Here is a 14,428-nt window from a genome sequence, read left to right as displayed (position 1 = left end):
CTATGACAGCCACCATCCTTTCAGGCGATTTTATATCGTCGATGTATCTAGATGTTCTATTTCAGGATAAATACCAGACGGTAGATATTGAACACGGCTCGTCACAGTTTTTGAGGATTTCCTCGAGTGAGGAGATTATCGAAGGTGGCGAAGTCTACGACTTGCAATTTTTGCCGTTAGACGCAGTCGATTGTTCGTTTGAGGAGAAATTGCAGATTAATTCAAGGGTAAAAGGATCTTACGTTTTTCATAGAATAGAGTGGTACTCTCCAATTGAGCCAATGAAAGATATTATAGGAAATAGTCCCCGCATTCTGAATTTGAGTAAAATTACGAATATTCCTCCCGATGTTAACGAATACAAAATCACAACATGCGGCTATCTTCTAGAATTTCAGGATAATAACCTTCTCGTCTTTACGTCGGATTACCCTGGGTGCATAGAAATTACGATGGACGGCCAATTCATTTCTCAATTTTGCAGCGATTACACAAAGACGACATTAACAGCTTAACTCGATGGAGTTGCATATGAGAACCGCTGCGACACTCAGCATCGCCACGAATCGATGCCTACCAGAATGCCGACGAAAGTAACGAGTCTACGTTTTCAGATAGCGCTGTCTATCGCCGCGCTCACATCGTTTTTTAGTTCGCGGCCATCGAATTTGGGGGCCTATGGGGTGTTCGGTCCAGTGCCTTTTGAAGCGCGATGGACTTCTCGCAGACACTCTCGATGCTCGTCACGTGGTTGAGGACGAGAAGCGCGAGAGGAGGAATGAACTTCGCCGGGAGGACGTTGCCAACGCCTATTTTAAAGCTTGCCAGCAAGGCGAACATGATGAGTCCGAAATATACTCATCGACAAGGAAAGGCGTAAGCGCGGCCGCTATAGATTTCAGCCACGTGGATTTATCCCCAAAGGCATTCTTAGAGTGCATTCGCAGTGCATGTGTTTTTGCGAGTTCAAACCGAAAAACAGCGGGCGTGTAGGTGACGTGGATTGGTGATGAAGATGCGCGTTAACCGCTTACTCCTTCAACTCTATCCAGACCGGTGCGTGGTCGCTGCTGTGATCCCACGCTCGAACGTGCTTGTCGACATCAGCTGCGATAAGGTCGCAAGCGGCTTCCGGACTGAGAAGGAAATGGTCGATCCTGAGCCCGGCATTTCGGCCAAAAGCGTTTCTGAAATAGTCCCAGAATGTGTAGATCTGCTCATCGGGATGAAGATGCCTCAAAGCATCCGTCCACCCCTGCTCAACAAGCGTTTTGAAGGCGTTTCGCGCTTCGATGCGGAAGAGTGCGTCGTCTTTCCACCGCTCCGGTTTGTAAACGTCGAGTTCTGTCGGCATGACATTGTAATCGCCGATAAGGATCGATGATACGTTCAGTTCGAGAAGCTCGGCTGCGTAGGCGCGCAACCGTTTAAGCCATCTGAGTTTGTAGTTGAATTTCGGTCCTGGATAGGGGTTGCCGTTCGGGGCATAAAGACAGCCGATGAGTATTCCATCGACAATTGCTTCGATGTAGCGGCTCTGGTCGTCTTTGCTGTCGCCTGGCAGTGCCTGTCTGGTGAGATGAGGTTGCTGCGCCTTAGCCAGGATCGCCACACCATTCCAGGATTTCTGCCCGAGCCAGACAGCGCCGTAGCCAGCCGCTTCTATTGCTTTGATAGGAAACTTGTTCTGCGGGGCTTTCAGTTCCTGAAGACAAACAATGTCGGGCGACGCTTCATCCAGCCACCGGATGAGGTTTGGCAGCCGCCCGTTTACGCCGTTGACATTGTAGGTCGCAATTTTCAAGCGTTTACCCCGTGGATGACGCACGGATGCGGAACGGCGCATCCGATCTAAACTGTTCGCAGGCTGATCGTGAGGCGCTGCGGACTTGAACGAGCCGACGGCGAAAGACCAAGCGTAAGAAGCTCGGTCTTGTCATCTCAAATTTAGCGATCAGCGGCCGAACTGAGCGCGCGGTGTGGGGCTATTTCTGAACGTCCGGCGTCTCAGGCGCGATCGGTATCGCCGTTCTGGAACGTGCGGCGACCGTCACCTTTTGGCGGATCGAATTCTTCCACCGGAGACGGTACCGGTTCAACCGGATCATGTTCGATACCCTCCGCAGCAGGCCAGTCATTGGATGGTTCGTGTACCTGCTCTTCATCGACGGTTCCGGTCGATGTCGGCGGCGAGACACCCCCGCCATGATCAGCCGACCATGTTTGCGGTGTCGCCTTTTTGTCGTCATTGGATGTGTTGGTCATGGCTGATCTCCCAAGTTGCCAAAGCTAACACAGTGGGACGGTTGTTGTTCCAGAGCAGGAAAAATGCGCTGCCCGTCACTTTCCGCTGCTGGATGCCACCACGACAGACATCAATTCTCGGCCACGAGGTGGCCTTTAGACACTTCACGAAAACGAGCAGGCATCACCTTGTACTCGACCGGGCGTATGGGACTTTTCAGTTCCTCGACAACAGCTGCGCTTTTTACGCGTCTGCGTTCCGGGTCTGGCACCGGCACGGCAGACATAAGCCGCTTGGTGTAAGGATGCTGCGGGTTCCCGAAGACAGCAGCGCGAGGGCCGATCTCGACAATCTCCCCCAGATACATGACGGCGACGCGGTGGCTGACACGTTCCACCACGGCCATGTCGTGGGAGATGAACAGGAAGGCGAGGCCAAGGCTTTGCTGAAGGTCGAGCATCAGATTGATCACCTGCGCCTTGATCGACACATCCAGTGCCGAGACGCTTTCGTCGGCAACGATGACCTTTGGCTGGAGCGCCAGTGCACGCGCGATACAGACACGCTGTCTCTGCCCGCCGGAAAACTCGTGCGGGTATCGACCCGCCATATCGGGTGTCAGGCCCACTTTCGTCAGCATGTCGGCCACGACATCTTTCGCCTCTTTGGCACTTCCCATTTTGTGCTCGAGAAACGGCTCGGCGATGGCCGCGCCAACTGTCATGCGCGGATTGAGCGAGGCAAATGGATCCTGGAAGATCATCTGCACGGATTTGCGCATCTCGCGCATATCCTGCTTGCTCAGTGCCAGCACATCGCGGCCCTCAACGATAACGGAGCCGCTATCGGGTTCGATGAGCCGCATGATGGCGCGGCCTGTCGTCGACTTTCCACATCCGGACTCGCCGACAAGGGAGAGCGTCTCCCCAGCCTGGAGATCGAAGGACACGTCTTCCACGGCATGCACGCGGCCGGTGAGCGTGCCAAAGAGGCCGGAATGAATATCGAAGCGCTTGGTGAGATTGCGAACTTCCAGCACCGGCCGGCCTTCGACGACCGTGTCCTTCACTTCAACAGGCACATCGGACTGACCTGTCGTGACATCCACCACCGGAAAGCGCAAAGGTCTCTGGTGGTTTTGCATCGAGCCAAGCACTGGGACAGCGGACAAGAGCGCGCGGGTATAGGGATGTTGGCCACGATGGAAAATGTCGGCGGTCGGGCCCGTTTCCACCTGCTCGCCCCGATACATGACGACCGTCCGGTCGGCGATCTCGGCGACGACCCCCATGTCGTGGGTGATGAAGAGGACGGACGTTCCTTCCTCTTCCTGCAGCATTTTGATCAGGTCGAGGATCTGTCCCTGAATGGTCACGTCGAGTGCCGTGGTCGGCTCATCGGCGATCAGCAATGAAGGCTTGGTTGCAAGCGCCATCGCAATCATGACGCGTTGGCGCATGCCGCCGGAAAATCGGTGCGGATACTCATCGAAACGAGAGGCGGCGGAAGGAATGCGCACCTTCTCCAGAATGCGGATGGTTTCCGCCCGCGCATCAGCCCTGCTTATCGGCAAGTGTGAAAGCAGTGCCTCGGAGATCTGATCGCCGATGGTGAGCAAGGGGTTCAGGCTCGTCATCGGCTCCTGAAAGATCATCGCGACATCATTGCCGCGCACCTTGCGCATCTCGTGCTCCGGAAGCGCAAGAAGATCACGCCCTCCCAGCATGACCTTGCCTTCGATCTTGCTCATATCAGGTTGGAGCAAGCGCATGATGGAGAGCGAGGTGACCGACTTGCCGGAGCCGCTTTCGCCGACAATCGCGACCGTTTCGCCAGGCATGACCGTAAAGGAGATATCGCGAACCACCGGCTTCCAGGCACCATCGACAAGGAAGGATGTTCTGAGATTTTCAACGGCAAGAACCGGGCCGGTGGCCGGTGCAGTCGCGGTCTTGTTCAGGGCGTTGGACATCATCATCGTCGATCCTCGTCAATTCGTTGGAGTGGCAGGCTATGCGGCCGCTCCGGGCCGCACGCTTGCTCAGTCGGGCCAGCGCAACGCACCATCGAAACGATGGCGGCTCAGATCTTCGAACGGCGTCGCGATGACTTCGTTCGAGGCACGCGCCTTATCCAGTTCTTCCGCCAGCCGCGCCGCGACGATGCGCTCCTGACCGGGGTGAAGATTGCAGGGATCGAGGTAGAAGTAGTGGTGCTCTACCTCATGGTCGCGCACGATGATCGGTGTCGGGCCGCTGCGAAGGCGTGCGGCAAGATCCCAGGCAGTGATGTGAGCCTCCTGGGGAGAGACAATCACCCGCATACGATCCAATGGGTTGTTCGTCGGGTCTGGCTCGATCAATGCGGTGATGCCGGGCCGATCGGAAAGCGTCTCCTTCCACAGGTTCAGATAACCCGTCTCGCGCTCGCGTATCCCCACATGGTCACGCTTTTCCCAAGCTTCCAAGGCCGCCATCACACCGAAGATGCTCTCTTTGCCCACCTTCATGCCGCGACCAATTCCCATGTTCTGGAGAAAGGCATTGCGCACGAGTTCCTTCTTGCCGGCCACGATGCCGGAGGTAGGGCCGCCCAGAAACTTGTGGCCGGAATAAAGCGCGATATCGGCCCCCTGTTCCAGGAAAAGTCGCAGGTCGTATTCGGATGCAGCATCAACGATAACCGGCACGCCCCTGGCATGCGCGATCTCGACAAATTCCTTGAGATTGAGGAGACCATAATCGACAACGTGGTGGGAAACGACATAGACAGCCGCTGCAGTTCTGTCGGTAATCGCGTTTTCCATGTGATAGCGATGGGTGGACGTTGCCTGGCCAATCATCACCACCTTGCCGCCCGCAAGCCGGATCGACTGATCGACAGGCGCGCCATAGCTGACCATATGCCCCATTTGCACCAGAACCTCGTTTTTCGGGGTCGAGGTCTCCGGCAGTTTTTCGATCGCCAGAAGGTCGGGGCCAGTGATGGTGGCGGCCACCGCGAGGCTAATACCAGCGGAGCAGGAGGCAGTAACAAAGCCGGCTTCACCGCCCGTCAGCCGAGCAATGACTGCACTTGCCTTGCGCTGCAGATCATTGATCTCCACGAATTGCGGGAGGATCGCCGCCATAGCCTCGATCGCTTCGGGAACCACGATGGACGCGCCAAGGCTCGTCATCGTGCCGGAAACGTTGATGACTGGCCGAAGGCCCATCTTCGTGCGGATATCGTCTGACATTCTCATCTCTCCAGTTTGCCAGCCTGTCTGGCGCATGATTTCTGTTGCCCCGCGTCAGGCTATGCCATAATAACGCAATAGGTTCTTTGATGTGCGGGAGCGTGAATTGGATATGACGTCTTCATCTGGTGATGCCCTCGAGCTTTCGTCTTCCGAGGAAGGCGGCAAGGCGCGGCGCTCGCGCGTCAGCGGCATCGACCGCGCCATTCAGATCATTGACCATCTGTACGAAACGGGGGCGCCGGCCGGTGCCTACGCCATTGCTAAGGCGGTGAAGGCACCGCTCTCGACGATTTATGCGATCATTGACGACCTTGTGGAAAAGAACATGCTGGCCCGTAACGACGATGGCAGCATCTGGCTTGGTGCGCGCCTCTATCATTACGGCCTCGCCTATGCTCGCTCGCTGGATTTCATGAGCGTCGCGATGCATGAAATGCATGATCTTTGCCGCGCGGCCGGTGAAACGGTGCAGGTTTGCGGACGCGACGACGAGCATATGCTGGTCCTCGCCATGGCCGATGGCCCCAGCCATTTTCAGGTTGCCTCGCGGGTTGGTACCCGCGTACCCCTGAACTGGACCGCGTCTGGACGCCTTCTTGTGGGCCATATGCCGGAAGAGCAGCGCATCGATTTGTTCAAGCGCGGAGCCCGCATCTCGCCGACGGGCCGCGCAACCATTGATGCCAAGAGCCTTTCGGACGCTGCGCGCAAGGCTTTCGAAGAACGTCTGTCGATCCAGGCGGGTGAATCCGACTACTCGGTAGCCTGCATCGCCTCGCCCATTGTCGACAACCGCGGAGACTGCGTTGCGACGATTTCCATCGTCCTTCCCGAGCAGAAAGTCATGGCCGACAAGACCGGCTACACAGACCGCGTGAAAGCGTCGGCCGCAAGGATCGAACAGCTGATGGGATGGCGCAACCACTAATCGTCTCCTTGCCGGTTAATCCTGCAATGCAATGATCGCTTCGATTTCGACGGTGATGTTTCCCGGAAGCGAGCCGAAGCCGACAGCCGAGCGGGCATGCCGACCAGCCTCGCCGAAGACGTCGTTGAACAGGTCCGAGCAGCCGTTGATCACCTGCGGGTGGTCCTTGAAGTCCGGTGAGGCATTGACCATCCCCAGCAGCTTCACGACCCGCTTGACGCGGGAAAGATCGCCGAGCGCCTCATTCATCACCGCCAGAAGATTGACGCCAGTCAGCCTTGCATCCTCATAGGCCTGCTCGACCGAGACATCCACGCCCACCTTGCCGGTGTGCATGAAACCATTCGCCTCGCGCGGCCCCTGCCCCGAAAGATACAACATGTTGCCTTCGACGACGTGGGTGACGAAATTGGCGATGGGCGGTGGCGCCGGTGGGAGATCTATGCCGAGTGCGGCAAGCCGATCGCGCGGCGTCTCTGCTTTCGCTTCGATCTTGATCGGGGACTGTGTCACGCAAACTCCTGTCATCTTTTCATTCATTCCAGCGGCGACCCGCCATCTTATCGGTACGAGTAGCCGTGGCTGTGGCGCACAAGCTTGCGAGCGCGTGGTATGTAACGGCTCGCGGTAATGGCTTCCCCGCCGATGACGGCATAGCGCGGCTCAAAGAGCTGCTTCAGCACCGAGACGTCGCCATTGGAGTCGGTTGCCTCCAGATCGGAATCGACCAGATCGAAAATGGTGAAATCGGCGCGCGCTCCGACGGACAGCCGGTTTAGCATGTCGAGCTTGATGACCTCTGCCGGCGCATGCGTCACAGCATTCACCACCTTGTCGAAAGGCATTCCGACCGACAGAAGCTTCGACATGGTCGTTGCGAGATCCCAAACCGGGAAGTTCATCGAATGGCCGTGGAGGTCAGTCGAGATGGAATGGGGCAGAAGTCCACGTGCAATCGCCGCCTCTGCCACCTTAAAGGAGAAGGACGCGCCGCCATGGCCGATATCAAGCCGGACCCCTTCGGATGCGCAGCGTTCGGCGAGGTTGAACAAATCCTCGTCTTCCATGATCGACGAACCGGATTTGCCGTTAAAGCAATGAGTGACGACGTCGCCGGGGCCTAGGATTTCCAGCACTTCATCATAAAGTGCCGGTGGCTCGCCGACATGAACCATCATCGGAACTTTGAGGATCTTGGCGATCTTCTTGCCGAGCTTGACCGGTGTCACACCCCAGGATCCGGTGATGACATGGCTGGCACGAACCTTGATGCCGACAATATGCTCGCTGTTTTCCGCGTAGCATTCGAGGATGCGGTCGAGATCGATGTCTCTGATGTCGCGCAGTTCCGCAACGCGGTTGCAGGCGACGAGACCGATCGAACCGAGATTGAGGAAGGCCTTGATCCGCTCTCGGGACGGCTCGATGATATACTCGCGGAAGCCATGAAAGTTCGCTTCACCCGCAGATCCTGCATCGACAAGCGTCGTGACACCGCGCTCGGCACCGCATTCGGACGGACGGATCGAGATGTCTGTGCCGCCGTGCCAGATATGGACGTGCAGATCCACCCAGCCCGGCGAGATCCAGGCACCTTTACCATCGATCACCGTTGCCTCACCGGGCGCAAGCGCTTGTCCGATGGCGGCAATGTTGCCGTCGCTGTTCACCAGAATGTCGGTGACGGCATCTTTTCCGCTTCCGCCGAAAGCCATGGGCTTGACGTTCTTGATGAGCAGCGGCTTTGCCTGTTGGCCGGTCATATTACAAATCCCTTCGCAGTCTTGGATCGAGCATGTCCCGCAACCCGTCGCCGACCATTTGCAGCGAGAGAACGGAAAGAATGATGGCGAAGCCGGGGAAATAGGTCATCCAGTCGGCTTGCCCGATATATTGGCGGCCTGCGGCAATCATCGTGCCCCAGGTCGGTATTTCAGGGCTGACACCTAGCCCAAGGAAAGAGAGGCCCGCTTCCGCCAGCATGGCACTGGCAAACAGGAAGGAGGCCTGCACCAGGATCGGCGACAACAGGTTGCGCAGCACATGGCGTGTCATGATGTGGAAGGTCGATATCCCAAGCGCCTGGGCCGCCTCGACATAGGGAAGCTCCCTGATGACAAGGGTCGAGGCGCGCACGATGCGGGCGAGGCGCGGCGAATAGACGATGGAAAGCGCGACGATCACGGTGGTGAGCGATGGTCCAAGGGCTGCAACGAGCGCAATTGCGAGAAGAATATCCGGGAACGCCATCATCGCATCGATGAGGCGTGCAATCGGTGTGTCCAACCGCTTGAAGAAACCGGCCAGCAGACCAAGCGTCACACCAATGATCGCGGACAAAGAAACAACGGACGCGCCCACAAGCAGCGACAATCGGCCTGCGTAAATGGTGCGCGAAAAGACGTCGCGGCCAAATTCATCCGTGCCGAACCAGAAGGTTTCGCTGGGCGGCTTGAGGCGATTGACGATGGACAGCTTGGATGGCGAGTAAGGTGCAATCCAGGGCGCGAGCGCGGCCAGAAGTACGAAGATGACAAGCACGATCAGGCCAAAGGCCACCGTCTTTCGTTTCAGAAACCGTTTGAAAAACTTCATTCCTTCACTGCTAGAAGGGGTCGGTGTAGTGGTAGCAATATCCGTCATCGGTTCCCGCCCCCTCTAGTAGCGCACGCGCGGATCGATCAGCAGGTAGAGCATGTCGATCGCGAAATTGATGAGGACGTAGAGCGCTGCAATGACGAGAAGCGCACCTTGAATGACCGGATAGTCTCGTCGCAGAACCGCGGAAACCACGAGACTGCCGACGCCTGGAAGCCCGAAGACCGTCTCGGTGACGACAGCGCCTGAAATGAGTACCGCAGCCGTCAACCCGAGAACGGTGAGGATGGGAATGAGCGCGTTCTTCAACGCGTGTTTCATCACCACCCGCCGTTCGACCACACCCTTCGCCCGAGCGGTGCGAATATAATCGTCACCAAGCACATCGAGCATTGATGCGCGGGTGAAGCGGAGGATCAATGCCGACGACACCAATCCAAGTGCGAAAGCCGGAAGAGTGAGGTGATACATTCGATCGAGGAAGCTTGAACCAGGCCCCCCATAGCCCGACACCGGGAAAAGATTGAGCCGCACCGCAAAGAACTGCATGAGGATAAGGCCAAGCCAGAAGCTCGGAATGCTGGCCGCAAGCATCGCAACGGTCGTTGCAGCCTGGTCCACGAAAGATCCGCGGCGATAAGCGGCGTAAATGCCAATGGGCAAGGCGATGACACTGGCAATCAGCAACGAAAACAGTGTGAGAAAGAAGGTCGGTTCAGCGCGATCAAGCAGCGCCGTCGTGACGGGCATATTCAGGAAGATCGACTGCCCAAGATCACCTTTCAGCATCTGGCCGATGTAGTAGAAATATTGCACGGCCAGCGACTGATCGAGCCCCAAACGCGTTCTCAAATCAGCAATGTCTTGCGCTGATGCATCCGGGCCGAGCATGACGGCTGCCGGGTCACCCGGGGTAACGCGCACGATGATGAAGACGATCGTGACGACGAGAAACATCACGACGATCATGCCTGCGAGGCGCTGGAGAATATATCGTATCATGTGCTTGGCGTTCCCTTGCCGCAGGGTAAAGGAGTCTGCTTGGGTATGCGTTGCTGGACTGAGTATCAGGGTCGCGCCAACTCTCTCTGCGTCCCGTTGGACATGAGATGAACAATGGCGCGACGACGCTCGCTCGATGGACTACTTCTTGATGGAAGCGTTCCAGAAGTATGGCCAAGGTGCCGCCTGGATACCCTCGATCTTCTTCGACTTGGCAGCGACCGCATTGAAGTCACCGATCTTCATGTAGGGGATCTCCTCATACATGGCCTTTTGAACATCAGCCCAGAGAGCGATACGCTTTTCAGGATCGGATTCGGCCGAAAATGCTTCAACCGTCTGCTTACGCAGCGGCGTATCCCACCAGCCTGGCGATGTCGGCGCGAGAGAGCCGATCAGAGCTGGCTCTGGCAGGAATGGGCTGTGGGTAATGTAGATGTCCCATAGCGCCTTGTCTGCGCGGCGTTGGGTCAGCGTTGCCCAGTCCACTACCTGCATGTCCACCTTGAAGCCTGCAAGCTTCAGGTACTCGGCAGCGACCTGCGCCATCTTGTAATGAAACTCATACTGCCGGCTTGTGAGGATGCGGATGGGCTTTTCGCCGTCATAGCCTGCGGCCTCAGCGGCTTTTGCAGCGCCTTCCGGATCGGCAATATTGTAATTGCCCTCGACACCTGCATTTGTGTTCCAGATAAAGTTCTTCGGATAGATATCACCGTCAAGCGCATAAAAATCCGTGCTGCCAAAGGCGGCTGCCAGCATGTCTTCCATGCTGAGCGCCTGGCGGATTGCCTTGCGCATCGCGACATCCTTGGCAAGCCCCTCCGCCGTATTGAAGACGAAGACCGGGTAGCCGAACGGCTTCAGGACAACCGGCTCTGTCGCGGAAGAGGACTTGATCTTGTCGAAGGATTCGACCGGGATCGAGTCGATGTAATCATATTGACCGGAAACCGCCGCCTCGACGCGGGTGTTGGCGTCAGGCACGGGGACGAAGCGGATCTCGTCGAGATACTGATGCCGCGCGCCACCATACCCATTGCCGTCGCCTTCACGGGACTTATATCCATCGAAGCGGACGAGCTGGATATATTGGTCGGCCTTGCGCTCCTTCAGCATATACGGGCCGGTACCGATGAACTCTTTCATCGGCTCTTCCTGCTTTTCCTTCGGAAGAATGATCGCCGCGGAGTTGTTGAAGGCAAGAAGCGAAACGAGCGGCGCATAAGGCTGCTTCAGCGTGATCGTGACGGTCAACGGGTCGGTGGCTTCGATCTTGTCGATAAAGGAGGCGGCCTGCTTGCCGCGCGATGCAACTTTGATCCAGCGATCGAGGGAAGCAACGACATCATCCGACGCCATGTCGGAACCGTCGTGGAACTTGATGCCGGCGCGCAGCTTGATCGTGTAGGTTTTTCCGTCTGCGCTGATCTCCGGAAGACTTTCCGCCAAAAGCGGTGTCGTCTTCCACTCCTTGTCGAAGGTGTAGAGCGTCTCGAAGATGTGCTGCGTGACGATGCCGACGAGATCCGCGGTTGATGCCATTGGATCGAGCGTTGGCGGCTCACCGATGGTTGCGACATTGATCACACCGCCACGATCCTGCGCGAAGAGAACCGACGGGCTGACGATCAGTGCCGTGGCGAGAAGGAATGCGAGCTTCAGTTTCATATCATACTCCCAGCTTTATTGTTCCGTTATTATGTTATATAAGCTTTTATAAGAGAATATCGGAAAGGGAGTTGCTGTCAATCACGTTCTTGATGGTGAGTTAGGACGTTCCGAAACGCGGGCGGTTCAGCGTCAAATTCCACTCGAGGGGAGTGGCACGCTGGGCTGAAGTTGGATGGGGTGAGACAACGGGTCATAGAGTTTGACGGGGTCGGATTTCTCGCTGGTGCGCGAATGCGATCTTTAATGATCGGCAACCTCGCCAAAGGACAGCGGGATTCCGCCACTGTCGAGATGGTGTCGATCAGAGATTTAAGCAGCTATGTCACATGTGGCGGGCGCTTTTAGACTTTTACCGTCGAGTTCAGCTGGCCTGGAGCGCCTGATAAACTCCGGCTAGCCTGGTCGAGGCCTCATCCGAGAGACGCCTATTTATCGCGCTTCAGTTGATATCGGTCGTCATCTGTGACGAACCCGTCGACTGTTGGAATCAGCGAGTAAGCGTAGTCTTCGCCACCGATGAACACGAGCTTGATCTCATCGATCTGCCATCCGTCCATTTTTTTCTTTGTGACATTGGCAGCGCAGTCGCCACTGATCTGCAGGCTCTTGGTGTCGTCACCCCTGGTGGAAGCGGTATCCAGCAAAGACAGGTGGCAGAGCGCTTTTCCCTTCTTGTCGGTCAAAACCCATTTACCGATAGCGTCCTTCTCCGTTGCGGCACGGTCCATCTTTCCAGGCTCAGGAACGAAATAAATACGGGGCGACCGCTCGATGTCCGTTACCCATGGACCAACCTCCCGTTCGCCAAAACCGATGATCTCTTTTCTGGTCGCGTCGCGCAGGACGATCCCTGGGCCGGCGAAATCCCAGGCAGCGATCTGATCATGCCAGGGTGCGCCGCACGTCTTTCCTTCCGCCACGGCCCGCCCGCCGATCGTCTTGTCTTTCTTCAGCGTGATGTGACAGCCAAGGCTCCCATCCTCCGACACGATCAGCCAGTCACCCACCGTCGCGTCCACAATGTCCTCACTGACCTCCTGAGCCCGACCGACACCGCTCAATGCCAGCATGATAGCAAAGCTTGTCAGCACGCTCCGAACTACTCGCATCATCCACCCCCCAGATACGATCTCGTCCCTATTGGGCTCCGCTTCCGGTTTTTTATCAAGACCTATTTGTGGGGTGGCGTCGGGCTGCCATTCGCCCGCAACGACGGCTGGCGGTGATAACGTCCTGATTTGCTTCGTCACGATGATGAATTGTATGTTCCCGTGTTGACCATATCCGCCATCGCCACCACTTCAGTATCTATGGCGAAAAAGAAATCCAACACCGTGCCGCTTCTGAAGGAGTCCTGGACGCTGCCGCCCGCGGCAACGCTCGGCTCGTCCGTCCGCGCCAAGGGCATCTTGATGGAGTTGCGTGCCAAATTGCCCTTTACCGTCCGCAGGGATCTGGATATCGCAGGCATGGTTTTGACCCTCGCGGTTTCAGAAGACGACGAGGACGAATTCAAGGCGGCACGCGCCAAGGTCTCCAAATTGCTGGAAACCATGGAAAGCCTGCCGGTGCTGCCGCGCGAGATCGAGGATATCCTGACCATCTCCACCACCGAGCGCCGACGCTGGCTTGAAGATGGTCGCCTGCCGAGCGGCGGCATCAGGACGGTAAGACTGCGTGGCCGGGCGAAACGGATCACCTTCCACGTCTTCGAGCCGAAGGTCGTCGAGGAGCTTCTCAACAATGGCGCCATCGACGAATGGCGAGAACATGATCTCGCCGCGAAGGCAGAGAACAGACGGCGCGCGGCGCATCAAGCCAAGCTGACACGTTCGCTGAAAAAGGCAAAGTCGGCGCGTCCGCCTGAGCGCAGTTCGGCCGAACTCTCCGGTTGGGAAGAGTTCGACCGCGATGGCCTTCTTCGATAGCGCGGAGCTACGCTGTGGCGCGGGCGCCGAGCGGGCCTTGATGGACGACAATCCGAGCGTGGTATGGCACGCGCTGGTAAAGATCGATCACGTCCTGATTGACCAAGCGAACGCAGCCCGAAGAGGTTGCCTTGCCGATCGACTGCCACTCCGGCGAACCATGGAGACGGTAGAGCGTGTCCTTGCCGTCCTTGAAGATATAGAGCGCGCGGGCACCAAGCGGGTTCTTGATCCCCGGATCCATGCCGCCATTCTCGACGGAGAAGCGTGCCAGTTTTGGTTGACGAGCAACCATTTCAGCCGGAACCTTCCAGCGCGGCCAAGGCTGGCGCCAATGAACGATCCCCTCACCTTCCCAGGCAAAGCCGTCGCGTCCGAGGCCAACGCCGTAGCGCATCGCCGTTCCGCCAGGCTCGACCACATAGAGGAAGCGGTTTGGCGTATCGACGACCACCGTGCCGGGCTTCTCGCCTGTCGGGTCTAGCACGCGCTGACGGTAGTATTTCGGATCGATCTGCTGGTAGGGAATTGCAGGGAGGCTGTGTCCGCCATCCTCCAACGCCGCGTAGCGCTGCTGCAACTCCGCCTCATCCGGCGGCACGATAGGCCGCCGAGCGGCTTGCGGCACCACTGCGGGTGTGGAGTTTGTCTGGCAGCCCGCAAGCGCTGCCGTTGCCGAAAGCGTTCCGAAGATAAAGCTGCGACGAGATACGCGCTGAAGAAGTGTCATGTGGGAAAATCCATAGAAATTGCGCCTCCTTCTTGCCCATCGAAAAACGCATGGCAAGCCGGAGAAGATCACATCCATGGCA

At 57.3% G+C, this 14,428-nt stretch carries 14 protein-coding genes; 3 read left to right on the top strand and 11 right to left on the bottom strand.

All coding sequences use genetic code 11. From position 1 onward, the window contains the following. Nucleotides 1-2: 2 nt before the first annotated feature. On the top strand, nucleotides 3-515 hold the full coding sequence (locus ACTJK5_RS17850; RefSeq protein ID WP_112956426.1) for a hypothetical protein: 513 nt from the start codon (nucleotides 3-5) through the stop codon (nucleotides 513-515). Between the two features lie 515 nt (nucleotides 516-1,030). Here ACTJK5_RS17850 and xth read toward each other — a convergent pair. The 4 genes from xth to ACTJK5_RS17830 all read right to left on the bottom strand — a co-directional run bounded on the left by xth (nucleotide 1,031) and on the right by ACTJK5_RS17830 (nucleotide 5,483). After that, nucleotides 1,031-1,804, bottom strand: coding sequence for an exodeoxyribonuclease III (gene xth / locus ACTJK5_RS17845; protein WP_112956460.1), 774 nt, complete (start codon nucleotides 1,802-1,804; stop codon nucleotides 1,031-1,033). 203 nt (nucleotides 1,805-2,007) lie between these two features. Further along, complete coding sequence (locus ACTJK5_RS17840) at nucleotides 2,008-2,265, bottom strand: hypothetical protein (RefSeq protein ID WP_440612926.1); 258 nt, start codon at nucleotides 2,263-2,265, stop codon at nucleotides 2,008-2,010. A 110-nt stretch (nucleotides 2,266-2,375) separates the two neighbouring features. After that, a complete protein-coding gene (locus ACTJK5_RS17835) occupies nucleotides 2,376-4,223 on the bottom strand; it encodes an ABC transporter ATP-binding protein (RefSeq protein WP_440612925.1) in 1,848 nt (615 codons plus the stop codon). A 63-nt stretch (nucleotides 4,224-4,286) separates the two neighbouring features. After that, nucleotides 4,287-5,483, bottom strand: coding sequence for an aminotransferase class V-fold PLP-dependent enzyme (locus tag ACTJK5_RS17830; RefSeq protein WP_113179009.1), 1,197 nt, complete (start codon nucleotides 5,481-5,483; stop codon nucleotides 4,287-4,289). A 112-nt stretch (nucleotides 5,484-5,595) separates the two neighbouring features. On the opposite strand from ACTJK5_RS17830, the gene ACTJK5_RS17825 reads away from it, so the two are divergent. Beyond that, entirely contained in the window at nucleotides 5,596-6,414 is an 819-nt protein-coding gene (locus tag ACTJK5_RS17825) for an IclR family transcriptional regulator (protein WP_440612924.1), read from the top strand. A gap of 15 nt (nucleotides 6,415-6,429) precedes the next feature. On the opposite strand, the gene ACTJK5_RS17820 is transcribed toward ACTJK5_RS17825, so the two are convergent. From ACTJK5_RS17820 to ACTJK5_RS17795, 6 genes are all read right to left on the bottom strand, one after another. Further along, nucleotides 6,430-6,942, bottom strand: a complete 513-nt coding sequence (locus ACTJK5_RS17820) for a RidA family protein (RefSeq protein ID WP_440612923.1) — start codon at nucleotides 6,940-6,942, stop codon at nucleotides 6,430-6,432. A gap of 32 nt (nucleotides 6,943-6,974) precedes the next feature. Continuing rightward, nucleotides 6,975-8,177: an amidohydrolase/deacetylase family metallohydrolase gene (locus ACTJK5_RS17815; protein WP_111846456.1), complete on the bottom strand. Its 1,203-nt coding sequence runs from the start codon at nucleotides 8,175-8,177 to the stop codon at nucleotides 6,975-6,977. A gap of 1 nt (nucleotide 8,178) precedes the next feature. Continuing rightward, nucleotides 8,179-9,057: an ABC transporter permease gene (locus ACTJK5_RS17810; RefSeq protein ID WP_112359766.1), complete on the bottom strand. Its 879-nt coding sequence runs from the start codon at nucleotides 9,055-9,057 to the stop codon at nucleotides 8,179-8,181. A 15-nt stretch (nucleotides 9,058-9,072) separates the two neighbouring features. Continuing rightward, entirely contained in the window at nucleotides 9,073-10,014 is a 942-nt protein-coding gene (locus ACTJK5_RS17805) for an ABC transporter permease (protein ID WP_062442384.1), read from the bottom strand. Between the two features lie 141 nt (nucleotides 10,015-10,155). After that, entirely contained in the window at nucleotides 10,156-11,685 is a 1,530-nt protein-coding gene (locus ACTJK5_RS17800; protein ID WP_112956430.1) for an ABC transporter substrate-binding protein, read from the bottom strand. 428 nt (nucleotides 11,686-12,113) lie between these two features. After that, a complete protein-coding gene (locus tag ACTJK5_RS17795) occupies nucleotides 12,114-12,938 on the bottom strand; it encodes an AprI/Inh family metalloprotease inhibitor (protein WP_112359768.1) in 825 nt (274 codons plus the stop codon). 60 nt (nucleotides 12,939-12,998) lie between these two features. Here ACTJK5_RS17795 and ACTJK5_RS17790 point away from each other — a divergent pair, with 60 nt between their 5' ends. After that, nucleotides 12,999-13,616 (top strand): hypothetical protein, encoded by a 618-nt coding sequence (locus ACTJK5_RS17790; protein ID WP_112359769.1) that lies wholly within the window; start codon nucleotides 12,999-13,001, stop codon nucleotides 13,614-13,616. Nucleotides 13,617-13,623: 7 nt separating this feature from the next. Here ACTJK5_RS17790 and ACTJK5_RS17785 read toward each other — a convergent pair whose 3' ends face one another. Further along, on the bottom strand, nucleotides 13,624-14,346 hold the full coding sequence (locus ACTJK5_RS17785; protein ID WP_062426970.1) for a L,D-transpeptidase: 723 nt from the start codon (nucleotides 14,344-14,346) through the stop codon (nucleotides 13,624-13,626). Nucleotides 14,347-14,428 lie beyond the last annotated feature (82 nt).

The sequence above is a fragment of the Agrobacterium sp. 22094 genome (assembly GCF_052046015.1).
Lineage (GTDB): Bacteria > Pseudomonadota > Alphaproteobacteria > Rhizobiales > Rhizobiaceae > Agrobacterium > Agrobacterium cavarae.
The sequence above is the reverse complement of the archived record's forward strand: the minus strand, read 5'-3'. Positions and strand labels throughout refer to the sequence as shown.

Bases quoted from the DNA above. Each gene is read 5' to 3' on its own strand.
- ACTJK5_RS17850 (WP_112956426.1), top strand. From the start codon at position 3: ATGACAGCCACCATCCTTTCAGGCGATTTTATATCGTCGATGTATCTA.
- ACTJK5_RS17840 (WP_440612926.1), bottom strand. From the start codon at position 2,265: ATGACCAACACATCCAATGACGACAAAAAGGCGACACCGCAAACATGG.
- ACTJK5_RS17835 (WP_440612925.1), bottom strand. From the start codon at position 4,223: ATGATGATGTCCAACGCCCTGAACAAGACCGCGACTGCACCGGCCACC.
- ACTJK5_RS17830 (WP_113179009.1), bottom strand. From the start codon at position 5,483: ATGTCAGACGATATCCGCACGAAGATGGGCCTTCGGCCAGTCATCAAC.
- ACTJK5_RS17825 (WP_440612924.1), top strand. From the start codon at position 5,596: ATGACGTCTTCATCTGGTGATGCCCTCGAGCTTTCGTCTTCCGAGGAA.
- ACTJK5_RS17820 (WP_440612923.1), bottom strand. From the start codon at position 6,942: ATGACAGGAGTTTGCGTGACACAGTCCCCGATCAAGATCGAAGCGAAA.
- ACTJK5_RS17815 (WP_111846456.1), bottom strand. From the start codon at position 8,177: ATGACCGGCCAACAGGCAAAGCCGCTGCTCATCAAGAACGTCAAGCCC.
- ACTJK5_RS17810 (WP_112359766.1), bottom strand. From the start codon at position 9,057: ATGACGGATATTGCTACCACTACACCGACCCCTTCTAGCAGTGAAGGA.
- ACTJK5_RS17805 (WP_062442384.1), bottom strand. From the start codon at position 10,014: ATGATACGATATATTCTCCAGCGCCTCGCAGGCATGATCGTCGTGATG.
- ACTJK5_RS17800 (WP_112956430.1), bottom strand. From the start codon at position 11,685: ATGAAACTGAAGCTCGCATTCCTTCTCGCCACGGCACTGATCGTCAGC.
- ACTJK5_RS17790 (WP_112359769.1), top strand. From the start codon at position 12,999: ATGGCGAAAAAGAAATCCAACACCGTGCCGCTTCTGAAGGAGTCCTGG.
- ACTJK5_RS17785 (WP_062426970.1), bottom strand. From the start codon at position 14,346: ATGACACTTCTTCAGCGCGTATCTCGTCGCAGCTTTATCTTCGGAACG.